The organism is Fructilactobacillus cliffordii, assembly GCF_024029355.1.
GTDB lineage: Bacteria > Bacillota > Bacilli > Lactobacillales > Lactobacillaceae > Fructilactobacillus > Fructilactobacillus cliffordii.
The window spans coordinates 95,286-117,647 of record NZ_CP097117.1; the positions used below are offsets into that span (position 1 = coordinate 95,286).

Here is a 22,362-nt window from a genome sequence, read left to right on the forward strand (position 1 = left end):
GTGACGGAATGAAGAGCAGATGAAAACATTTTATGTTTGGGTAGTGCGGTTCCTTTCCTTATTATTCTATTTAAGACCGAAGAGAAATGTTTATTATTTAATGAGTTACAGTAATAATCTGCATATGATTAAGCGGATTGCGGCGGAATTACCAGCGGGGCAAAAGTTAGTGGTCATCTATAATCCCCGGACGTTGGCGGCTGCTTATGATTTACGCGCCTTTGGACTAAAAACAATTCCACTGCGGATGAGTGTTTCTTTCTTATTCCACCGGATTCCCCAGCTAATGACAGCACGCTTGATTTTTTGTGACAATTATTACGCCCTACTAGCAGGTTTAATTCGTCCCAAGGACAAGACTAAAATCATTCAGCTTTGGCATGCCGATGGCACCATTAAATGCTTTGGCTGGGAAGATCCAGGTCAACGACAAAATAGTTGGTTTAAGCGTCGTCGTCACCAGTTAGTTTATGACAAGTTTGATGACTACGTGGTGGCATCTCAAGCAATGGGGGACGTTTTTCAACGGAGCTTTAAACAGTCTGCTAGTAAAATGCAGTACCTGGGAACCCCGCGGTCGGATCGCTTGTTTAGTGACAACTGGTTGCAAACGGTTCGGCAACGAGTTTTAACCGCTGCTCCGGAATTGAAGGACAAACGAGTCATTTTATACGCGCCAACCTATCGGAGTGCCGAACACGTTAATCCTCCGGTAGGGACCATTGAAGCTCTAGCCGCAGATCCAAATGCCATAGTGGCGGTAAAATTGTACCAAGAAGTTAATCGCGAAAAACTAGAAATGGAACAATTTAAGCATGCAAATGTGAAAATTTACGATGAATTTACCACTACCGACTTAATGACGTTAGCAGACACGTTAGTGACGGATTATTCTTCGTTTATCTTTGACTTTAGTTTAATGCCTCAAGCCCGCTCGGCCATTTTCTTTATGTATGACTTGAAACACTATGAACAACAACCAGGGGTGCAAAAGGGATTTGAGAAGTGGTTGCCCACTACTCCCGTTAGAACAGTTGCTGATTTAAAACAGGCGGTCTTGGCGGATCAACCCGTGGACTTTGCTGCTTTTAACGACCAATGGAACACCTACAACGATGGAAAAGCGTATAAACGAGTGATTGACAAGTATGTCATTGGTCGTGAGAACGCTGCGGAGGATTATGATGAGTGATGAATTATTACTAGGATCGCACGTGGGCTTAAAAGCTCCGAAGATGTTTTTGGGATCTGCTGAAGAAGCGGCAGGCAATGATGAAACGGCTTTTATGGTTTATACCGGGGCTCCGCAAAATTCGCGCCGCAAGCCGTTAGACGAGCTCCAAATTCCGGCGGGTAAGGAATACATGCGCAGTCACAATTTACAGGAAGTCGTTGTGCATGCTCCGTATATCATTAACTTAGCCAACACGAAAAAGCCCCATAGTTTTGATTTTGCGGTTGATTTTTTGCGCAAGGAAATTAAACGGTCTGAGGCACTCGGAGCTACGCAGATTGTGCTACACCCGGGCTCGCACGTGGGGGCCGGAATTGATGCTGGCTTACAACAAATTATCAAGGGTTTAAACCAGGTGATTACTCCAGAGCAAAAGATCCAAATCGCGCTTGAAACGATGGCTGGCAAGGGCACGGAGGTTGGAACGACGTTTGAACAATTGCAAACTATCATTGCTGGGGTTGACCATGATGAAAAACTGTCAGTAACCTTTGACACTTGCCATACGTATGATGCAGGATATGACGTCAAGGATGATTTTGCCGGAGTACTAGCCGAATTTGACCAGGTGATTGGTTTAGACCGGCTCAAGGTGATTCATCTGAACGATGACAAAAATGCCCTTGGTAGTCATAAGGACCGTCATGAAAACATTGGGTTTGGCACGATTGGCTTTACTGCTCTAAACGCCATTGCTCATGATCCAAAATTGGCGACCGTTCCCAAAATTATGGAAACGCCCGCCATTAAGGTAAATGATAAAGTTAAAATTGATCCCCACGGGGCAGAAGTTGCCATGCTTCGTCGGCAAGAATTTGACCCAGAAATGATTGAAAAACTTATTGCTACGGCTGAGTAGGTTTAGGTAGGCTTTCTGTGATAATGGAAGCTGTTTCCTCAATTGATTTATCGGCCACGTTAATACACAAACAACCAATTTTTTGATAAAGGTGTTGGGCATAGTCCAACTCCTTTTTAATATTGTCAGCGTTAGAATAGCGGGTATCATTTTCAATCCCGTATTCCTTCATCCGTTGGGCCCGAATCTCCTGTAATTTTTCAATTGAATTGGTGAGCCCAAAGACCTTTTTGGGATTTAAATCCCATACCTCTGCTGGTAACTGCAGGTTAGGACCAATCGGAACGTTGGCAACCTTGTAACTTTCGTTGGCTAGGTACAAAGATAGTGGAGTTTTTGAAGTCCTTGAAACGCCGAGGATAATGATGTCTGCTTTGTTGAGGTTTTCTGGATGCCGGCCGTCATCATTGGCCACCGTGAATTCAATGGCATCGATTCGTTTGAAGTAGGCGGCGTTGAGATCATGAACTAGACCAGGAACGGCTGCCGATGATTCATTGAGTCGTTTTGAAATCAGGTCAATCGGCTTTTGAATGCAATCAAAGCTAAAGAGCTGATTTTCTTCGGCAAACTGCGTCACCATATCGCTTAATTCCGAATCGACAAGGGTATGAAAGATGATGGCCTGATTTTCCTTGGCTAACTTTAAAATCCCGGTCAAAATTGATTTGGTTCGAATGAAAGGGTACTGACTAATGTTAGCGTATGCTTCTGGGAATTGAGCAGCGGCCGTTTTGGCTAGTGCCGTTCCGGTTTGACCGCTAGAATCAGAAATAACAAAGACGTTGTACGTAGTTTTCATAGGGAACTCCTTTAAAGATGAATTTTCTTTATTATAAACTTCTTTTTGCTTTTAAACGGATCAGAACAAAATCTTAAATTAGCCCGTTGACGCTAAAATTTTCATAAGGTATAATTAAGCTTGTCAGATAAACGCTGGCACTATTTAAGCTCGGAGGGAGGGATTTTACATGTCAAAAACCGTTGTTCGTAAGAACGAATCTCTTGAAGATGCTCTTCGTCGCTTTAAACGGACTGTTTCAAAAAGCGGAACTCTCCAGGAATTTCGTAAACGTGAATTTTACGAAAAGCCTAGCGTTAAACGTAAATTAAAATCAGAAGCAGCAAGAAAACGTAACAATAAAAAGAAAAAGCGTCGTAACAACTTCTAAGTAAGTTGCAGCATAAAAAGCACCCCAAAGATCATCTTTGGGGTGTTTTTTATTGGAGTGGTTTGGTTTTTGTTTTGGAAAGCCCCCGGGATATGCTAAAATTTAACTAAAACTGATTTATAAAAACTGATTTAAGGAGATATATTTGATTGATTGAAAATTTTGAATATCAAAAACAATTACCGCTGAACAATCCCAATGATCAAGCAGTGCTCTTTGGAACTCAAGATGCGTTAGTTAAAATTATTGAGGAAGAATTGCAAACTTCGATTCGCTATGCCAATGGCATCGTGAAAATCGAAGGTCATGATGAAGCAGACGTGCAGTTGACTCATGATATTTTGTTTAACCTTTTAAAATTGATTCACGCCGGCATTCATCCGACCGAAAGCGATTACGTTTCCGCCGTGAACCTTGGGCGCCAAGGACGAATTAGTTCTTTGCCGGATCTTTATAATCAGGTCTTGATTAAAGATAACAAGGGTAAGCCGGTGCGGGTCAAGAACTTTGGGCAGCGTCAATATATTCAAGCAATTAATCAACATGACATTACCTTTGGAATTGGTCCTGCCGGAACTGGGAAAACTTACCTCGCCGTGGTGATGGCAGTGGCTGCCCTTAAAAAGGGAAAAGTCGATAAGATTGTTTTGACTAGACCTGCAGTGGAAGCTGGGGAAAGTCTCGGTTTCTTACCTGGGGACCTGAAGGAAAAGGTTGATCCGTACCTGCGGCCGTTGTACGATTCTCTGTATGCCATTTTAGGGAAAGATCATACGGATCGCTTGATTGAACGGGGTGTGATTGAAATCGCACCGTTGGCTTACATGCGGGGTCGAACGTTGGAGAATGCCTTTGTGATTTTGGATGAAGCGCAAAACACTACGAATCCCCAGATGAAAATGTTTTTAACCCGGCTGGGCTTTAATTCTAAAATGATTGTCAATGGTGATATTCAACAAATTGATCTGAAGGGAAACGTTGCGAGTGGGTTGGTAACCGCTCCCCACATCCTAGCCAACATTGATGACATTGCGGTGGTTCGAATGACAGCAGCCGATGTGGTGCGAAATCCAGTGGTTGCTAAAATCATTACCGCTTATGAAGCCGAATAAGGAGTACAGATGGATTTAGAAATTTACGATGAAACCAAAGACCAGGTGCCAGCGACGCAGATTGAACTAATTAAAAATTTGTTGGACTATGCGGCTCAGACGTTGGACTTGTCTGACAATACGGAAATGTCAGTGACTTTAGTTAACAACGATCGAATTCAGGAAATTAACCGGGAATACCGCAACGTTGATCGCGCCACTGACGTGATTAGTTTTGCAATTGAAGACGATACGGACGGTGAGTTTCCGATGATCATGGATGATGAGTTGCGGGCAGAGATTCCCGAAAATTTGGGAGATATTTTTGTCAGCGTGGATAAGGTCAAAGAACAAGCAGACTTTTTGGGTCACTCAGAGGATCGGGAACTCGGTTTCTTGGTAGTGCATGGTTTTTTGCATTTGAATGGCTATGACCACATGCAGCCAGAAGATGAAGCAGTGATGTTCCCTCTCCAACGAAAGATTTTAGATAATTATGGACTCAAAAAATAAGCGGCAAATTACTAAAAATAAGAATTTTGCGCAAGCCTTAGGACATGCGTGGGACGGTTTTTACTTAATTTTCTTTCGGGAACGAAACTTTCGCATTCATCTCTTAGCCATGGCACTGGTAATCATTGCCGGGTTGGTTTTACGGGTGAATCGAACCACTTGGTTATGGTTATTATTGGCTTGTTTTTTGGTTCTAAGTGCTGAAATTTTAAATACCTTGGTGGAATACCTGGTGGATTTAATGGTGGGACCGCACTTTGATCCGACCGCTAAAAAAATTAAGGATATCGCAGCCGGTGGCGTGCTCTTTACCGCTGGAACGGCGGCGGTGATTGGCGTCATTGTTTTGTGGCCCTATTTTGGGTCCCTGTTACCAGTTTGAGAGATGAGGAAGTAGTATGAGTACAGCGTTTAAGTCTGGATTTGTGGCCATTGTAGGTCGTCCGAACGTCGGTAAATCGACCTTTTTGAATCGCGTGGTGGGGCAAAAGGTGGCCATCATGAGTGACAAGGCCCAAACAACGCGGAATAAAATTCAGGGAATTTATACCACGAATGAAAGTCAGATTGTGTTTTTGGATACACCAGGAATTCATAAACCGCAAAATAAATTGGATGAATATATGGATCAGGCGGCGTTATCTTCGCTTCAAGAGGTAGAGGCCGTATTATTCATGGTCAGTGCCATTGAAACTCGAGGTGCTGGGGATAATTACATCATCGATCAATTGAAAAAGGTGAAAACCCCGGTGTACTTAATCATTAATAAGATTGATGAAGTGGATCCCAATCAACTCTTACCCATTATGGATACGTACAAGAAGGCCTATCCATGGGCTGATGTCTTTCCGATTTCTGCTTTAAAGGGAAATAACGTGGATCAACTATTAGATTCCCTCGTTAAAATTCTCCCTGAAGGACCCCAGTACTATCCGGATGATCAGATCACTGATCATCCCGAACGTTTTATTGTTCAAGAGATTATCCGGGAAAAGATTTTAGAGAATACCCGCCAGGAAATCCCGCACTCAGTGGCTGTATACGTTGAGTGGATGCGACCGAATGATGCTGGCAAGCTGCAGATTGAGGCCTCCATCATCGTGGAACGAGACGGACAAAAGGGAATTATTGTCGGCAAAGGGGGCCAACGCCTGAAGTACATTAGCGTAGGGGCGCGCCGTGAAATTGAAAAATTACTGGGGACCAAGGTTAATTTAAAGCTCTGGGTCCACGTGCAGTCGGGCTGGCGCGATAAAGCGACGGCCTTAAACAACTTAGGTTACAGCTCTAAAAATGATTATTAAACGATGCCCAGCGCTTAAGGGGGCTTAGTGATGGTTAATACCAGAAGTCGTCCCTTCCATGGGATTTTGTTGTACCGCCAAAATTATCGGGAACACGATATGCTAGTGAAGTTTTTTACGGCCGAAGCTGGCAAAAAAATGTTTTTTATCCGGGGAGCCCGGCGGTCCAAATTTAAAATGACGGCCGATATTCTTCCCTTTAGCTACGGAACTTACGACGGCAGCTTGAAAAAGCAGGGGTTATCATATATTTCAGCTGCTAAGCAGGTGAAACATTTTACCCAAATTAGTGATGATTTAATGTTGAATGCGTATGCAACTTATGTAATGGGACTAGTCGACGCCGCCTTTAGCGATGGGGTCGCTGCCCCACACTGGTTTGATCAACTGTTTTACGCATTAAACCTGATTAATAACGGATTTGATCCGGCAATTATTACTAATATCATGGAGGTGCAGCTACTCCCGGTGTTTGGGATTGCTCCACAACTTAAACGGTGTGCTGTTTGTGGTCGAAAAGCGCATACTTATGATTATTCTGAACAACTAGGGGGACTGATTTGTGAGCGCCATTTTGCAGACGATCCGCATCGACTGCATTTGGAACCCCGCACCATTTACTATTTACAGTTGTTTTCGGTGGTTGACTTACAAAAAATTGGCAAGATTAACGTAAACCAACGGACCAAACAGCAACTTCAACAAGTTTTAGACCAGCTTTATGATAATGAAGTGGGTTTAAACTTAAAGAGTAAAAAATTTTTACGGCAGATGAAGCACTGGTCCGTGGGGACGAGTGGTTCTCGTTGACGTTTGCGTCATTGCCATCTATAATATAGTTAACTAAATATTTGACACAGACAAAAGAGAGTGACCGGGATTTTCAAGGCAGCGAAGCCATGATAGTGCGAGATGGCGATTGAACCCGGAATCTGGCGCTTTTCGAGTCAATGCGTTTCGAGTTGCTGATTAAGTTCAGAAGTAGGGTGGAACCGCGACGATATCGTCCCTATGTAAAAGTTTTTACTTTTACATAGGCTTTTTTATTTGTTTGTGAATAGGAGGAGTCAGCATGACCAAAAAGTTGTCAATGCAAGCAATTGGAACGAAATTAAAAGAATACTGGGGTAAGCAGGGTTGCATGATTATGGATGCTTACGACACGGAAAAAGGGGCCGGAACCATGAGTCCCTTTACCTTTTTGCGGGCAATTGGACCAGAACCGTGGAACGTTTGTTACGTAGAACCATCCAGACGGCCAGCTGATGGTCGTTACGGGGAAAACCCGAACCGGCTTTACCAACACCACCAATTTCAAGTGCTGATGAAACCATCTCCTGACAACATTCAAGATCTCTACATTCATTCGTTAGAAGAATTGGGGATTAATCCGTTAGAACATGACATTCGGTTCGTGGAAGACAACTGGGAAAACCCATCTATGGGTTGTGCCGGAGTTGGTTGGGAAGTTTGGCTGGATGGAATGGAAGTTACCCAGTTTACTTATTTCCAAGTAGTGGGTGGCTTACAAATGGATCCCGTAGCCGTTGAAATTACCTACGGAATGGAACGCTTAGCTTCTTACATTCAAGACGTTAATAACGTCTTTGATTTGGAGTGGTCTGATGGAGTGAAGTATGGTGATATTTTTAAGGAACCGGAATACGAACACTCTAAGTATAGCTTTGAAGAAAGTGATCAGGCCATGTTGCACGAGCTGTTTGATGCCTACGAAAAAGAAGCTCAACGCCTCATCAAACTGGGACTGGTTCATCCGGCTTACGACTACGTGTTAAAGTGTAGTCATACCTTTAACCAATTGGATGCTCGTGGAGCAGTTTCCGTTACCGAACGGGCCGGCTACTTAGCGCGGATTCGGAAGATGGCGCACGGCATCGCACAGGCCTTTGTAGAAGAACGCCGCAAACTAGGTTTCCCGTTAATCAAAGATGAACAGACTCGGGAAGCTGTTCTAGCTAAATATACGCAAAAAAGAACAGAAAACTTGAAACGCCAAGCAAAACAAAAGGGGGATGACAAATAATGACACGTAATTTTCTACTAGAAATTGGTTTAGAGGAAATGCCGGCGCACGTTGTAACCCCCAGCATTAAGGAGTTACAAGCCAAGGTCGCTCAGTTTTTAAAAGAAGAGCGGATTAGTTATGACCGGATCAAACCATTTTCGACTCCCCGGCGTTTGGCGTTAGAAATTGATGGCCTAGCCGCTAAACAGCCAGACATTGATGAAGAGGTTAAAGGTCCGGCCAAAAAGATTGCTCAAACAGAGGACGGACAATGGAGTAAGGCGGCCATTGGTTTTACCAAAGGACAAGGGGTAACCACTGACGAAATTACCTTTAAAAACGTCAAAGGAACCGACTACGTCTTTGTTAATAAACACGTTGCCGGAAAACCCGTTAGCGAAGTATTATTGGGCTTGGTAAATGTGATTAAATCCATGAATTTCCCCACCATGATGAAGTGGGGAACCCATCACTTCCAATTTGTGCGACCCATTAAGTGGATGGTTGCTCTATTAGATGATGAAGTGCTACCACTAGAAATCGTGGACGTGAAAGCGGGTCGAACCACGCAGGGGCACCGTTTCTTAGGTCAACCGGTCGAACTAAAAACCGTCGCTGATTACGAGCCACGCTTAAAAGAACAATTTGTTCTAGTTGATGCTAAGGAGCGCAAGCAACGGATTAAAGAACAAATTTTGGCAATTGCGAAGGAACACGATTGGCAAATTCCAGTTGACGACGAACTCTTGGAAGAAGTTAATAACTTAGTTGAATGGCCGACCAGCTTTGCCGGCGACTTTGACGAACGGTTCTTATCGATTCCTAGGGAAGTTTTGATCACTTCGATGCGGGACCACCAACGGTTCTTCTTCGTCGAGGATCAAGCGGGTAACTTATTGCCCCACTTTGTGTCGGTTCGAAACGGGAACGCAGATCACCTAGACAACGTGATTGCTGGAAACGAAAAGGTTCTAGCTGCTCGTCTGTATGATGCTGAGTTCTTCTATCAAGAAGATCAACAACACGACATTGACTACTTTGTGAACAAGATGAAGGATGTTACTTTCCACGATCAGATTTCCTCAATGTACGACAAGATGCAACGGGTCCAGGTAATTGCCAAACTGATTGGAGAACAAGTCGGTCTAAACGCAATCCAGTTAGCTCACCTGCAACGTGCTGCTGAAATTTACAAATTTGACCTAGTGACCGGAATGGTCGGCGAATTTGCCGAATTGCAAGGAATCATGGGCGAAAAGTACGCGCTCTTGCAAGGAGAAGATCCAGAAGTAGCTCAAGCGATTCGGGAACACTACGAACCTATTGCTGCCGACGGTGAATTACCGGCTTCAAAGGTAGGGGCCGTTTTGGCCGTTGCCGACAAACTAGACAGCATTTTAACCTTCTTTGCAGCTGGAATGATTCCGAGTGGTTCCAATGATCCGTATGCCTTACGGCGTCAAGCAACTGGAATTGTGCGAATTGTAACTAAGGAACAATGGACCTTACCAATTTTGCCGTTGCTCCAACTGATTGTGAAAAAAGAACAAGCTACCGACGTGCTGCCGAAGGTTGATCAAGCTCCGGTGTTTAAGCCAGTGGTTGAATTTTTAAAGGACCGGATTAAGAAAGAGCTAAAGGATGCCGGCGTTCGATACGATCTCGTCAATGCAGCTGTAGATGCCACTAATACTGACATTAATTACAACGAACAGAGTGCGCATGTTTTGCAAACAAATGCGGATCAAGCTGACTTTAAGGCAGTAATTGAAGCCTTAACCCGGGTAACACGAATTGCCACGAAAGCAGATAGCGACGTTGATGCCCAGACAGTAGATTCAAGTCTCTTTGAAAACGACTCAGAGCAGCAGCTGTACGATGCAGTGCAAAAGTTACAGGCTGATTTTGTTAGTCAGTCGGCAGAACAAGCTTATGTAGCATTGGCGAAGTTGCAACCGTTGATTGATGCATATTTTGACGCGACGATGGTTATGAGCGAAAACCCCGTGGTGCGGGATAATCGATTAGCAGAATTAACGCAGCTATCAGCTCTAATCATGCACTTTGCTGATGTAGAAGCGGTGATGGTGAAATAACCATCATTTTAAAGGATGGTGAATGGTGTGCCTAAGCTTCCAGAAGAATTTGTGGAAAAAGTTCGAACGAGCACTAATATTACTGATGAAGTTAGTAAATACGTCCAGTTAAAAAAGGCTGGAAAGAACCTCTTTGGGCTTTGTCCCTTTCACGAGGAACGGACGCCTTCCTTTTCAGTGAATGAAGAGAAACAAATCTTTCACTGTTTTAGTTGTGGTCGGGGTGGTAACGTTTTTACCTTTTTGATGGATTTGAAGGGGATGTCATTTCCAGAGGCCGTGGAAGCGGTTGCTAAAGATGATGGCATCGAACTACCCACGTCAATTACCAATGCGGGTGTTAGTCTCCACCAACAAAAACAGCAACCGCTAATTGAAGCTCATCAAGCTGCCACCCAACTATACCATCACATTTTAATGAACACTAAACTAGGCGAAGCAGCGCGGAAATATCTGGCTGAGCGGCAGGTTAGCGCTGACATGATTGAACAATTTAACCTCGGCTTTGCCCCCGGGGATCAAGTTTTGCAGTCTTTTTTTGCAGAACGAAAAACTGACTACCAAACGTTACGGAAGACCGGACTATTTATTGAAGATCAGGATGGCAACCTCAAAGATCGGTTTGCCAACCGGTTGATGTTTCCCATTAAAAATGCAAATGGCGCGGTCGTGGGTTTTTCCGGTCGGCTGTTACAAATCAGTGATAGTTTACCTAAGTACTTAAACAGTCCGGAAACGGAATTGTTTAATAAGCGCCGGGTCCTCTATAACTACGACGTGGCGCGGAAAGCCGCCCGTAAGTCGCAACGATTGTTGCTGTTGGAAGGGTTTATGGACGTCATTTCGGCAATGCAAGCGGGGATTGACTTTGGCGTGGCATCCATGGGAACGAGTCTCACTGAGGAACAAATTTACGATTTAAAGCGCGTCACTAGTAACGTGGATATTTGTTACGACGGGGACGTGCCGGGGCAAAAAGCGATTAATCGTGCTGTAAGTTTGTTAGAACAAACAACCCAGTTTAACATCGGTGTAATTCAAATTCCTGGGGGCATGGATCCGGACGAATACCGGAGAAAATACGGCGCTGCTGGACTCCAAAAAATTGTGAAAACAGGACGCGAACCGGTCATTAAGTTCCGACTGCGCTACTTACGTTCGCAATTTAACCTCGAACAAGAAACGGAAAAAATTGAGTATGCCAAGCAGGCCACGAAACTGATTGCAACTTTAGATAGTTCCGTGGAACGAGGGGTTTATCTCAAAGACTTGGCGACTGATTTGGACTTTGACCAAGCGAGTCTGCAGGAACAGTGTGAACAGGATCGCAAACGGCAACGGACGGAACCGCGGCAGCTTAACCATGTTGTGGAAGTGTCCGAACCGTTACAACGAGAGCAATCGCGTTATTCTCGAGTCGAAAATGCAGAACGTCAGTTGTTGGTAGCAATGTTGCATGATTCAAACGTGTGGACGCGGGTGATTAACCAACCAGACTTTAGTTTTGTCCACGATGATTACCAACAGTTATATTTATTTGCGCAGGAATTCTTTCGCGAGCATCCCAACTATCAATCTGCGGAATTTAGCAATTTTGTGGGCGAAGCTCATTTACAGTCGGTCTTAGCCGAATTAGAAATGACGCCAGCCTACGATCATTCTAGCAATCAAGCGGTGGTAGATTGTGTTAAAATAATACAGCAAGACGCTCCGTTAGTCGCACAAATTAAGGCCATTAAACATGAATTTGAAGTGGCCCAACAAACCGGTAACGAATTGCAACAACTAAAGTTGGCGGCTGATCTAATTAAACTACAACAGCAATTGGATCAGTTGAAGTCAACTAATGATTAAAATGGGAGGAATCCACATGGCAGAACGAAAAGCACAGAAAAAAACAGAACTGAAAAAATCTACTCCCAAAGCCAAAAGTAAGCACACTGCTAAACAAGCCGAACTGAAGCAAGAACTAAAAAAAGATTTTGATAAGGATGGTTACCACAAGGTTTACCAGGCCTTGGTGAAAAAATACAAAAAAATTGGGCACATTACCTACACGGTTCTAGAAGAGGAAATGCAGGTTCCATTTGATTTAAAGAAAAAACAAATGAACGAGCTGATGGAAAAGGTCGAAGACGACGGGATTAGCATCGTTGACGAAAATGGTGAACCAGATCCTCGGGCATTAGACGCGGCTAAAAAAGTGACCCAAAAGGAACTGAAAAACGCTTCTAGTTCACAAGGAGTAAAGATTAACGATCCTGTGCGGATGTACCTGAAGGAAATTGGACGGGTACCTTTGCTAACGGCAGATGAAGAAGTTCAACTAGCCTTACGGATTGAAGCCGGTGATGAAGAGGCCAAACAAGAGTTGGCCGAAGCTAACCTCCGATTGGTGGTTTCGATTGCTAAGCGGTACGTGGGTCGAGGAATGCAGTTCCTGGATCTGATTCAAGAAGGAAACATGGGACTGATGAAGGCCGTTGAAAAGTTTGATTACCGCAAGGGATTTAAATTCTCAACGTATGCTACTTGGTGGATTCGGCAGGCAATTACCCGAGCAATCGCTGATCAAGCACGGACCATTCGAATTCCGGTTCACATGGTGGAAACGATTAACAAGTTAATTCGGGTCCAACGGCAACTCCTACAAGACTTAGGCAGGGAGCCACTTCCGATTGAAATTGGGGCCGAAATGGACATGCCAACTTCAAAAGTGAGAAACATCCTGAAGATTTCACAAGAACCCGTTTCATTAGAAACTCCAATTGGGGAAGAGGATGACTCCCATCTCGGGGACTTCATTGAAGATAAGGAAGCCACTAGCCCAGAAGACCATGCTTCTTACGAGTTGTTAAAGGAACAACTGGAAGGCGTCTTGGATACGTTGACCGACCGGGAAGAAAACGTACTGCGGTTACGGTTTGGTCTTGATGATGGCCGGACCAGAACCTTAGAAGAAGTCGGAAAGGTCTTTGGGGTCACCCGGGAACGAATTCGGCAAATTGAAGCCAAGGCACTCAGAAAGTTGCGCCATCCATCACGGAGCAAACAACTAAAGGACTTTTTAGACTAACAAAGTAAAAAACAGAGATCCAATTGGATCCCTGTTTTTTTACCACGGGAGGAAGCATGACAGAACAGCATTTATCAAGACGGTTACAGGCTGTGGCGGAATTAGTGCCTCGGGTAGCTACACTAGCGGACATTGGCTCGGATCATGCGTATTTACCTGCTTATTTACTGCAACAGCAGGTGATTCAAACGGCCATTGCTGGTGAAGTTCGGCCGGGTCCGTTAGCGAATGCTCAGCGTGAGATTACAAAACTGGGATTACAAGCCGTAATGCAAGCCCGGCTTGGGGATGGCTTGGCGGTGATTGAACCGGCTGACCACGTTGATGTGATTGTGATCGCTGGCATGGGTGGTGAACTGATTACTGACATTCTAACGGATGGGCAAGCCAAGCTAGCGAACCATCCGGCGCTCTTGTTACAGCCAAACGTGGACGAAAACAGGGTACGCCGCTGGTTAATGCAACATCAGTATCAGATTACCGCGGAACAACTGGTAGAAGATAGTGGTCATTTTTACGAAATGATGCGAGCCGAATTTACCCCAGTACCAGCGACGTTGAGTACGATGGAAATTAACTTTGGTCCCTACTTGTTAGCCGCTAAAAGCTCGACCTTTCAGCAAAAATGGCATTCCCGGTTACAGAAAAGCCAAGCCATTTTAACGCAGTTAGAAGCATCGCAGAGCCATCCGCAGGCTAAAATTACAGCCATGCGGCGGAAGGTAGCAGCCATTCAGGAGGTTCTTAATGACAACCGTTAATGAAATTATTACGCGTTTTGAACGTTTTGCACCCTTAACTCTTAAAGAAGAAGGCGATCCCACTGGATTTCAAATCGGGCGACGGGATGCTCCCGTGCATAGAATGATGACAACTTTGGACGTGCGACCCGAAGTGGTGGACGAAGCCGTTCAGCGCCACGTGGACTTCATCTTTGCTCATCATCCAGTGATGTTCCGTCCGGCCCGTAATCTAGACTTATCCAACCCGCAAAATGACATGTATGCGCAACTTTTGAAACATGACATTACCGTCTATGCTGCGCACACCAATTTGGATAATGCTGAGGGTGGCATGAACGATTGGCTGGCGACCGCGCTTGATTTAGAACAAACAACTGGTTTGCTTAACCACGCCGATGGATCTGCGCTGGGACGGGTGGGTGATTTGCCACAACCGATGACCACCACTGAGTTAGCGAAACTTTGTGAAGCAAGATTTAACCTTACGGGACTCCGGGTGGTTAGTTTTAATCCCGATCAACTGGTTCACCGGGTAGCCATTTTAGGGGGAAGCGGGGGTAAATTTTATTCCGCTGCATTAGAGAAGCAGGCCGATGTGTACATTACGGGTGACTTGTTTTATCACACCGCCCAGGATTTACTGGCTGCGGGATTACAAGCGATTGATCCTGGTCACCACGTCGAAAGCATTTGCAAGCCTCGGTTACGTGCGTTATTTAACCAATGGAAGGCTGAAAATCAGTGGGAGATTGAGGTGTTAGAATCAGACCTCAACACCGATCCCTTCCGCTTTCAATAAAAAAACGGTTGGAAGTTTGACTTCCAACCGTTTTTGCATTCAGATTTATGGTTTCATTACAATTTTTAAGGCATTCACACCCACGAGGGCCACAATGGCACCGACAATGGCTACGTCTAGCGCAATCGTGGCATTAAACGGAGTCTGGAGCAGTGCCGAGCCGATGTAACCAATTACTTCACCATACAAGATTCCCCAGAAGATAGTTGTTAAATTTGTAGCAATTGTGCGCATAATTTCCACCCCTTTTTATTCATTAGTAGTTTATCACTAATTGAGATAATTGCAATTCAAGAACTAGCTAAAAAGGAAATGGGTGGTCTGCTATAATAGCGATAATAGGATTAGAAGGGAGGGGCGTTAATGACTTATTCACCGTTACAAAACATTAGTTCCTACAGTTTACTGCAAAGTACTACTACAATTCCAGGATTGATAAAGGCAGCGCAAGATCAGGGGTATCAAGCGGTTGCTTTAACCGACCATAACGTCATGTACGGTGCGGTAGCCTTTGAAAAAGAGGCCCGCCGCCAGGGAATTAAACCCATCATTGGCCTAACCTTAACTTTACAGGGCGAACAACTAACGGAACATCAATTTGAATTGGTCTTACTAGCTAAAAACCAACGGGGTTACCAACATTTAATGGAAATTTCCTCACGAGCGATGACTCAGACAGATGTTCCCACGTTAGCGCAAGTGAGTGAATGGCTTTCCAATTTATTTGTGTTGTTGCCAGAACAAAGCGAAGCCCTGTCACTCTTAGAGTATGAGCGGTCAGATGATGCAGTTACTGCAGTGACCCACTTACAACAATTTACCGACGCTGGCTCAGTTAAAATCGGACTTCCCATGGATTTGCAACCGACTAAGTTAGAAGCTCGCCAACGACTCGCCACTCAAACTAATGCCGAATTAATGGCTCTAAATCCAGTTAATTATCTGAAAGCAACTGATTACTTTGACGTCCGGGTATTACGTTCCATTGAAACCGGTAATTCTCTGGGATCCATTCCAGAACAACAAGTAATTGTGGGAGAAGAATGGTTGCGGTCGCAAGCAGAACTGGAAGCTCACTATCAAACCACGACCTTACAAGCAGCGGTGCAGGTCAACCAACAAGTAGTGGATGAGTGCAACGTAGAAATTCCCAAGCAAGCACCTCATTTACCACAATTTCAAACTCCGAACCAACAGTCGGCCATTACCTATCTTCAGGAACTTTGTAAACAAGGACTGAAAGACAGATTGGCTAATGATGTTCCTTCTGAGTACCAGCAACGATTGCAACATGAACTTGATGTCATCGACCGGATGGGATTTAGCGATTACTTTTTGATTGTGTGGGACGTCATTAATTTTGCTCACCAGCACCACATCATTACGGGACCGGGACGTGGTTCAGCCGCTGGTTCGTTAGTGGCTTACGCCCTCCGGATTACCGATGTGGATCCAATTCGTTACGATCTCTTGTTCGAACGATTCTTAAACGAAGAACGGGCGCAAATGCCGGATATTGATATGGACATTCCGGATGACCAACGCGATGAAATTTTACGCTACGTGCATGATCGCTATGGTGATACTCATGTAGCTCAAATTATTACCTTTGGAACTCTAGGAGCCAAACAAGCAATTCGTGACGTGGGGCGGGTGTTTGGAATGCGGCCAGAACAGATGAACCAGTGGAGTGCCGCTATTCCTAATCATTTGAATCAGACGCTCGATCATGCCGTTCAAGAATCCAAGAAACTACAAAATTTAATTGCGGATCAACCGTTAAATGAGACGCTTTTTCAGACCGCTCGGCATCTGGAAGGCTTACCGCGTCACTATTCTACCCACGCAGCGGGGGTCATATTGAGTGACCAACCGATTGTACAGAAGTCCCCGGTTCAAACCGGAAACGAAGGGTTACTGATGACCCAGTACTCTAAGTACTACGTTGAAGATGTAGGTTTGTTAAAAATTGATTTTTTGGGCCTTCGAAATCTGTCCATTATGGCTAATATCCTTAAAACTGTGCACGATCAGTTAGATCCGCAGTTTGATGTGACAAAGATTGATTTAAATGATCAACAGACGCTCCAACTGTTTCAAGCGGGACGAACGAACGGGGTTTTCCAGTTTGAATCCAGCGGGATTAAAAACGTGTTGCGGCGAATGCATCCAGATCGGTTTGAATTAATTGCGGCTGTGAACGCATTGTATCGGCCCGGGCCAATGGAAAATATCGATTCTTTCATTAAAAGAAAGAATGGTGAAGAAGAGTATCACTATCAAAACGATGCGATTAAAGCTATCTTGGGATCAACTTATGGAATTATTGTTTACCAAGAACAAGTTATGCAATTGGCCTCTACTATGGCCGGTTTCTCGCTGGGGCAAGCCGATGTGTTACGGCGGGCGATGAGTAAGAAGCATCACCAGGAAATGGAATCAATGCGAGCGCGGTTTGTGTCGGGGTCCGTGCAAAATGGTTATTCGCAACAAACGGCAGAACAAACCTTTGCCTACATTGAACAATTTGCTAGTTACGGATTTAATAAATCCCATGCTGTTGCTTATAGCAAGATGGCGGTGGAATTGGCATACTTAAAGGTTCATTTCCCAGGTCCGTTCTTCACGGCTCTGCTTAATTCAGTGGTGGGGAATCAAGTGAAAATCCGAACTTACATTCAGGAAGCTAAGGACGATCGGATTGCCGTTCTGGCGCCAGATATTAATCAGAGTCAGTTAGATTTCACTTATCAGGATGGAGCGATTCGCTTTGGATTTCGAGCCATCAAGGGTTTACGTTCAGACTTCATCCGCGCCTTGTTGCAAGCTCGAAACAACGATGGTCCCTTTCAAAATTTAGACGATCTGATTCAACAACTTCCACCTAACTTTCGCAAAATGGAGCCGTTACAAACTTTGGCGGCGGTCGGAGCATTTGATCAGTTGGGATATAACCGGCGTGAAATTAGCGATGCAATTCCTAAGTTCATTAGTGCTGCTGATTTATCTGGTTCACTGTTGGCATCCATTCCAGGAATGGAAGTTGAAGTGGCACCGAAGGACGATTGGCCGGAATGGAAAAAAACTAACTACGAAAGTGAATACCTGGGAACCTTTCTATCAGGACATCCGGTTGAGCGGTATAACGAATTAAAGCAGGCCCGACATGCCTTGCGCAGTGATGAACTAGTTGCTAACCAAAAAAACGTCACGATGGTCCTCTTAGTTAACCGGGTGAAAACGATTCGAACGAAGAAGGGTCAACAGATGGCATTTGTCACTGCTTCCGATCAAGTAGGTGAAGTTAATCTAACTTTATTTCCCAACTTATACCGTGATGTGAGCGAGTGGTTACAGCCGAACCGGGTGATTTTAGTGACCGGTGATGTTGAAGAACGACGTGGATTACAGGTAGTTGTTAACCAGATTCAGTTAGCTGCTAATGTAGTACACCAGCAAAAGACGAGTCGGCAACGTTTATTTGTGCAAATCTTAGCTAGTCAAGAACAACCAGAGTTGTTACAGCAGTTACAGAGCTTACTAAAGGATCATCCCGGTGCAGTTCCTGTGATTTTATACTGGGCGCGAACCAAGAAGCGACAACAATTAGCCTCCATTTTTAACGTGGATCCTAATGACAAGTTAATGGTACAGTTACAGGCATTATTGGGAACTAAAAACGTGGTTTTAAAATGATTTTTAGTTCGATACAGACACTAGCTGTGAAAAGTGATACAATGAAAACGAAATCTAATAAAGGCAAGTTAAACTGGCGACGGTTTGCTTACAAAAAAGGAGAGCTTTTACTTATGAAGAGAACAAAAATCGTAAGTACACTTGGACCTGCTTCGAACGATGTAGATACCATTACTACGTTATTGAATAGTGGTGCAAATGTTTTTCGTTTTAACTTTTCCCATGGGGATCATGAAGAACACTTATCACGGATGAACATGGTAAAAGAAGCGGAAAAGAGAACTGGTAAGATTGCTGGGATTCTCTTGGATACTAAGGGTGCCGAAATCCGGACAACCGAACAAGTTGATGGTAAGATTGAATTCAAGACTGGCGACAAGTTCCGTATTTCCATGGATGACAGCATTAAAGGTACAAAAGATAAGATTGCCGTAACTTATCCAGGACTTTACGATGATGTTAAAGTTGGTGGCCAGGTTCTCTTTGATGATGGTTTGGTTGGAACCAAGATTTTGGAAAAGGACGATAAGAACCGTGAGTTAGTAGTGGAAGTTACTAACAACGGTGTCCTTGGTTCCCGGAAAGGGGTTAATGCTCCTGGCGTTTCCATCAACCTACCTGGAATCACTGAAAAGGATTCTGATGATATCCGCTTTGGTTGTGAACATGGCATTAACTACATTGCTGCTTCATTTGTACGGAAGCCTCAAGATATTCTGGACATTCGGGCATTATTGGAAGAAAAGAACATGCAAGATGTTCAAATCTTTCCAAAGATTGAATCCCAAGAAGGAATTGACAATTTCCCTGAAATCTTAAAAGTTTCTGATGGATTGATGGTTGCCCGTGGAGACATGGGTGTGGAAATTCCACCTGAAAATGTGCCGGCCGTGCAAAAACGTTTAATTAAGATGTGTAATGAAGCTGGTAAACCAGTGATTACTGCTACCCAAATGTTAGACTCCATGCAAGAAGAACCTCGTCCAACGCGGGCTGAAGTTTCTGACGTTGCGAACGCCGTTTACGATGGAACTGATGCTACGATGCTTTCTGGTGAAAGTGCCAACGGGGACTACCCAGTTGCTGCTGTTTCGATGATGGCTCGGATTGACGAAGTTTCTGACGGTCACTTTGAAGAATTCGGAACTCCTCGTCCCGAATTTAACGACGGTGACGTTACTGAAGCCCTTGGTGAATCTGTGGCTCGGATTGCTAAAGACATGGGGATTCACACGATTGTAGTCGCTACTGGTTCTGGTTACACAGCTCGGATGATTTCGAAGTACCACCCAGATGCTAACATCTTAGCATTAACCTTTGACGACCGGGTTCGTCGAGGTTTGACGGTTAATTGGGCGGTTAACCCAGTGTTAGTTGAAAAACCAGAATCAGCTGAAGCAATGGTTAACTTAGCCGTTGCTAAAGCCGTTGAAACTGGTTTAGCTAAAGAAGGCGAAGAAATCATCGTGACAACCGGGGTTCCGTTAGGTGACGAAGGAACTACTAACACGGTTCGCGTTCAATTAATTGGAACCAAGTTGGCCCAAGGTCAAGGAATTGGCGACGAAACGGTGATTGGGAAGGCAGTGGTTGCTGCTGACGCTGATGAAGCAAACGCTAAAGCCGTTGACGGAAGTGTTTTGGTAGTTAAAGATACTAACAAAGACTATTTACCGGCCATGAAGAAGGCTAGTGCAATCGTGGTTGAAACGGGTGGTTTAACTTCCTACGCTGCCGTAATCGGAATTTCTTTGGATGTTCCTGTGATTGTGGCTGCTCACAACGCTACTTCTACGATTACTGATGGTGAAGTAGTAACGGTGGACGCTCGGCGTGGAGTCGTTTACCAAGGTAATCAAGCTAAAAACGATTAATTAAATATTTTCTAAACCAAAAGGCATCCGGGTTTTTCCGGATGCCTTTTTCTTTGGTATAATGAAGAAAATTAAGCGCAACCTAATTAGCCGGAATAGTGAAATTGGAGAAGTTCATGAATGATGCAATTGGAACCATGATTACCACTACGGTAACCGATGAAAATGAGCAAGAGTATTTTGTGCAAAAGGATGGATTGACCTATTCTTTAGCCAAAGCAGAGATTAAAAAGCCGCTGAAACTGGGCAGTACCTTTCGGGGGTTTGCTTACGAAAATGAGAATCATGCCTTACGGATTACGCGTGAAGTACCGGCCATCGGCTTTGATCGTTACGGCTGGGGGAAGGTCGTGAATAAAAAGTTTGGCCTAGGCGTGTTCGTTGATATGGGGCTTCCCGATAAAGACTTAGCCGTTTCCATGGATGATCTGCCCGCCCTGCGTGCTTTGTGGCCAGACGTGGGCTATCAATTGTTAGTAGCCTTAAAGCGAGATCGCAAGGGTCGCTTGTGGGGCGAATTGGCAGACGACGAGGTCTTTAAAGCCATTTCGCAACCCGCCGGGAACCCGAAATTAAAGAACCGGATGCTTCAAGCCCGTGTGATTAATCCGAAAAAAATGGGAACGCAGGTTTTAACCGACCAGTATCATCTGGGTTTTATTGATAAGTCAGAAGAGGAACAAGAACCGCGTCTAGGTGAATTAGTTTCAGCCCGGGTGATTGGCTTGCGGCCCAACAAAACGTTGTATTTATCAATGCGTCCTCGTGCTTACGAAGCAATTAACGATGATGCCGAAATGATTTATCGGACGCTAACCATGCGCGCGGATCATTCTTTGCCTTACAACGATCATAGTGATCCGGATGCCATCAAAGCTTACTTCGGGATTAGTAAGGGGCAGTTCAAACGGGCCATTGGTCACCTTTTTAAAGCTAAGCAAATTACCATCACTACGGATGGCATTCAACTGGTGGAACCAGATCATGAATGATGATTTGGAAAACTACCTGCACTACTTAGTGGTGGAGCGGGGGTTAGCTGCTAACTCAGTTCAAAGTTACCGTCAGGATTTAACTCAGTTTATTGACTACTTGCAACAACAGCATCTGACCAGTTGGGGAGCAATTGATCAGTTTACCGTCCTGAGTTATTTAGAGCGGGAGAAAAAGGCCGGAAAAGCGCGAAACTCAGTCATTCACAGTGTTTCATCGTTACGAAAATTTTTCCAATATTTGATGAGGATGAAAGTGATTACGGTTGACCCGATGCAAAAAATTGCGACGCCCAAACGCGGGACGCATTTACCGTCCGTTTTAACCGATCAAGAGGTGCAACGCTTACTGGCGGTTCCCGACGTACAAAAAAAGTTAGGGTTGCGGGATCGTGCCATCTTAGAAGTTTTATATGCAACCGGCTTGCGGGTTTCTGAGTTAGTGAACCTGAAACTGCAAGATTTACACTTGGAAATGCACTTAATTCAAACCCTGGGGAAGGGGAACAAGGAACGAATTGTTCCGATTGATGATGTGGCCATTGAGTGGTTGATGCGTTATTTAGATACGGCACGGTCAGAATTGTTAAAACAGACCGCGAATGCGTATGTCTTCTTAAACGCCCACGGTCACCAATTAAGCCGACAAAGTGTGTGGAAAATGTTAAAACAAACGGCAGTAGCAGCCGGGATTCAAAAAAACATCACGCCCCACACACTGCGCCATACTTTTGCCACGCATTTACTGGAGAACGGAGCTGACTTACGGACCGTTCAAGAATTACTGGGTCATGCTGATATTTCTACCACCCAAATCTATACTCACGTTTCGCACGAGCATTTAACGCGCGAATACCAAAAGTACCACCCACGTGCGTAATAACAGG

The 22,362-nt window shown here is 44.6% G+C and carries 20 protein-coding genes; 18 read left to right on the top strand and 2 right to left on the bottom strand.

All coding sequences use genetic code 11. The features are described 5' to 3' along the window. The first annotated feature begins 19 nt into the window (after positions 1-19). Together M3M38_RS00490 and M3M38_RS00495 are read left to right on the top strand one after the other, a co-directional pair. Positions 20-1,192, top strand: a complete 1,173-nt coding sequence (locus M3M38_RS00490; RefSeq protein WP_252814254.1) for a CDP-glycerol glycerophosphotransferase family protein — start codon at positions 20-22, stop codon at positions 1,190-1,192. Further along, positions 1,182-2,093, top strand: coding sequence for a deoxyribonuclease IV (locus tag M3M38_RS00495; protein ID WP_420842645.1), 912 nt, complete (start codon positions 1,182-1,184; stop codon positions 2,091-2,093). Before M3M38_RS00490 ends, M3M38_RS00495 begins: the two co-directional genes overlap by 11 nt. Here M3M38_RS00495 and M3M38_RS00500 read toward each other — a convergent pair. Next, positions 2,080-2,895 carry a pyruvate, water dikinase regulatory protein gene (locus tag M3M38_RS00500; RefSeq protein WP_252814257.1) on the bottom strand — a complete coding sequence of 272 codons (816 nt, stop codon included), beginning with the start codon at positions 2,893-2,895 and terminating at the stop codon, positions 2,080-2,082. The genes M3M38_RS00495 and M3M38_RS00500 overlap by 14 nt on opposite strands. Before the next feature lie 169 nt (positions 2,896-3,064). Between M3M38_RS00500 and rpsU the strand changes: the two genes are divergently transcribed. From rpsU to M3M38_RS00560, 12 genes are all read left to right on the top strand, one after another. Beyond that, the gene (gene rpsU / locus M3M38_RS00505) at positions 3,065-3,265 is read left to right on the top strand and encodes a 30S ribosomal protein S21 (protein WP_252750292.1); all 201 of its coding nucleotides are present in this window, start codon (positions 3,065-3,067) and stop codon (positions 3,263-3,265) included. 149 nt (positions 3,266-3,414) lie between these two features. Next, positions 3,415-4,377, top strand: a complete 963-nt coding sequence (locus M3M38_RS00510) for a PhoH family protein (RefSeq protein WP_252814258.1) — start codon at positions 3,415-3,417, stop codon at positions 4,375-4,377. 9 nt (positions 4,378-4,386) lie between these two features. Continuing rightward, a complete protein-coding gene (ybeY, locus tag M3M38_RS00515) occupies positions 4,387-4,869 on the top strand; it encodes an rRNA maturation RNase YbeY (RefSeq protein WP_252814259.1) in 483 nt (160 codons plus the stop codon). Then, positions 4,853-5,251 (top strand): diacylglycerol kinase family protein, encoded by a 399-nt coding sequence (locus tag M3M38_RS00520; RefSeq protein ID WP_252814261.1) that lies wholly within the window; start codon positions 4,853-4,855, stop codon positions 5,249-5,251. The genes ybeY and M3M38_RS00520 overlap by 17 nt, the downstream gene beginning before the upstream one ends. Positions 5,252-5,267: 16 nt before the next feature. Then, positions 5,268-6,173: a GTPase Era gene (gene era / locus M3M38_RS00525; protein ID WP_252814262.1), complete on the top strand. Its 906-nt coding sequence runs from the start codon at positions 5,268-5,270 to the stop codon at positions 6,171-6,173. Positions 6,174-6,203: 30 nt separating this feature from the next. Continuing rightward, positions 6,204-6,983: a DNA repair protein RecO gene (gene recO / locus M3M38_RS00530; RefSeq protein ID WP_252814264.1), complete on the top strand. Its 780-nt coding sequence runs from the start codon at positions 6,204-6,206 to the stop codon at positions 6,981-6,983. Positions 6,984-7,245: 262 nt separating this feature from the next. Beyond that, the gene (glyQ, locus tag M3M38_RS00535; protein WP_252767146.1) at positions 7,246-8,217 is read left to right on the top strand and encodes a glycine--tRNA ligase subunit alpha; all 972 of its coding nucleotides are present in this window, start codon (positions 7,246-7,248) and stop codon (positions 8,215-8,217) included. After that, positions 8,217-10,295 (top strand): glycine--tRNA ligase subunit beta, encoded by a 2,079-nt coding sequence (gene glyS, locus M3M38_RS00540; protein WP_252814266.1) that lies wholly within the window; start codon positions 8,217-8,219, stop codon positions 10,293-10,295. The genes glyQ and glyS overlap by 1 nt, the downstream gene beginning before the upstream one ends. 27 nt (positions 10,296-10,322) lie before the next feature. Beyond that, positions 10,323-12,149 (top strand): DNA primase, encoded by a 1,827-nt coding sequence (dnaG, locus tag M3M38_RS00545; RefSeq protein WP_252814268.1) that lies wholly within the window; start codon positions 10,323-10,325, stop codon positions 12,147-12,149. Between the two features lie 16 nt (positions 12,150-12,165). Beyond that, positions 12,166-13,371 (top strand): RNA polymerase sigma factor RpoD, encoded by a 1,206-nt coding sequence (gene rpoD / locus M3M38_RS00550; protein WP_252767149.1) that lies wholly within the window; start codon positions 12,166-12,168, stop codon positions 13,369-13,371. A gap of 56 nt (positions 13,372-13,427) precedes the next feature. Continuing rightward, on the top strand, positions 13,428-14,132 hold the full coding sequence (locus M3M38_RS00555) for a tRNA (adenine(22)-N(1))-methyltransferase (RefSeq protein ID WP_252814269.1): 705 nt from the start codon (positions 13,428-13,430) through the stop codon (positions 14,130-14,132). Then, positions 14,119-14,913, top strand: a complete 795-nt coding sequence (locus M3M38_RS00560) for a Nif3-like dinuclear metal center hexameric protein (RefSeq protein WP_252814271.1) — start codon at positions 14,119-14,121, stop codon at positions 14,911-14,913. Before M3M38_RS00555 ends, M3M38_RS00560 begins: the two co-directional genes overlap by 14 nt. Before the next feature lie 45 nt (positions 14,914-14,958). Here the strand turns inward: M3M38_RS00560 and M3M38_RS00565 are convergent, their stop codons facing one another. Continuing rightward, a complete protein-coding gene (locus tag M3M38_RS00565) occupies positions 14,959-15,147 on the bottom strand; it encodes a DUF2929 family protein (RefSeq protein WP_252795531.1) in 189 nt (62 codons plus the stop codon). 129 nt (positions 15,148-15,276) lie between these two features. Here M3M38_RS00565 and dnaE point away from each other — a divergent pair, with 129 nt between their 5' ends. The 4 genes from dnaE (at position 15,277) to xerD (ending at position 22,355) form a co-directional block, all read left to right on the top strand. Then, a complete protein-coding gene (gene dnaE, locus M3M38_RS00570; protein WP_252814272.1) occupies positions 15,277-18,609 on the top strand; it encodes a DNA polymerase III subunit alpha in 3,333 nt (1,110 codons plus the stop codon). Between the two features lie 113 nt (positions 18,610-18,722). After that, positions 18,723-20,483, top strand: coding sequence for a pyruvate kinase (pyk, locus tag M3M38_RS00575; RefSeq protein ID WP_252814273.1), 1,761 nt, complete (start codon positions 18,723-18,725; stop codon positions 20,481-20,483). A 116-nt stretch (positions 20,484-20,599) separates the two neighbouring features. Beyond that, positions 20,600-21,475, top strand: coding sequence for a CvfB family protein (locus M3M38_RS00580; RefSeq protein WP_252814275.1), 876 nt, complete (start codon positions 20,600-20,602; stop codon positions 21,473-21,475). Further along, the gene (gene xerD, locus M3M38_RS00585) at positions 21,468-22,355 is read left to right on the top strand and encodes a site-specific tyrosine recombinase XerD (RefSeq protein ID WP_252814276.1); all 888 of its coding nucleotides are present in this window, start codon (positions 21,468-21,470) and stop codon (positions 22,353-22,355) included. Before M3M38_RS00580 ends, xerD begins: the two co-directional genes overlap by 8 nt. Positions 22,356-22,362: the final 7 nt, after the last annotated feature.

Bases quoted from the DNA above. Each gene is read 5' to 3' on its own strand.
- M3M38_RS00490 (WP_252814254.1), top strand. From the start codon at position 20: ATGAAAACATTTTATGTTTGGGTAGTGCGGTTCCTTTCCTTATTATTC.
- M3M38_RS00495 (WP_420842645.1), top strand. From the start codon at position 1,182: ATGATGAGTGATGAATTATTACTAGGATCGCACGTGGGCTTAAAAGCT.
- M3M38_RS00500 (WP_252814257.1), bottom strand. From the start codon at position 2,895: ATGAAAACTACGTACAACGTCTTTGTTATTTCTGATTCTAGCGGTCAA.
- rpsU (WP_252750292.1), top strand. From the start codon at position 3,065: ATGTCAAAAACCGTTGTTCGTAAGAACGAATCTCTTGAAGATGCTCTT.
- ybeY (WP_252814259.1), top strand. From the start codon at position 4,387: ATGGATTTAGAAATTTACGATGAAACCAAAGACCAGGTGCCAGCGACG.
- M3M38_RS00520 (WP_252814261.1), top strand. From the start codon at position 4,853: ATGGACTCAAAAAATAAGCGGCAAATTACTAAAAATAAGAATTTTGCG.
- era (WP_252814262.1), top strand. From the start codon at position 5,268: ATGAGTACAGCGTTTAAGTCTGGATTTGTGGCCATTGTAGGTCGTCCG.
- recO (WP_252814264.1), top strand. From the start codon at position 6,204: ATGGTTAATACCAGAAGTCGTCCCTTCCATGGGATTTTGTTGTACCGC.
- glyQ (WP_252767146.1), top strand. From the start codon at position 7,246: ATGACCAAAAAGTTGTCAATGCAAGCAATTGGAACGAAATTAAAAGAA.
- glyS (WP_252814266.1), top strand. From the start codon at position 8,217: ATGACACGTAATTTTCTACTAGAAATTGGTTTAGAGGAAATGCCGGCG.
- rpoD (WP_252767149.1), top strand. From the start codon at position 12,166: ATGGCAGAACGAAAAGCACAGAAAAAAACAGAACTGAAAAAATCTACT.
- M3M38_RS00555 (WP_252814269.1), top strand. From the start codon at position 13,428: ATGACAGAACAGCATTTATCAAGACGGTTACAGGCTGTGGCGGAATTA.
- M3M38_RS00560 (WP_252814271.1), top strand. From the start codon at position 14,119: ATGACAACCGTTAATGAAATTATTACGCGTTTTGAACGTTTTGCACCC.
- M3M38_RS00565 (WP_252795531.1), bottom strand. From the start codon at position 15,147: ATGCGCACAATTGCTACAAATTTAACAACTATCTTCTGGGGAATCTTG.
- dnaE (WP_252814272.1), top strand. From the start codon at position 15,277: ATGACTTATTCACCGTTACAAAACATTAGTTCCTACAGTTTACTGCAA.
- pyk (WP_252814273.1), top strand. From the start codon at position 18,723: ATGAAGAGAACAAAAATCGTAAGTACACTTGGACCTGCTTCGAACGAT.
- M3M38_RS00580 (WP_252814275.1), top strand. From the start codon at position 20,600: ATGAATGATGCAATTGGAACCATGATTACCACTACGGTAACCGATGAA.
- xerD (WP_252814276.1), top strand. From the start codon at position 21,468: ATGAATGATGATTTGGAAAACTACCTGCACTACTTAGTGGTGGAGCGG.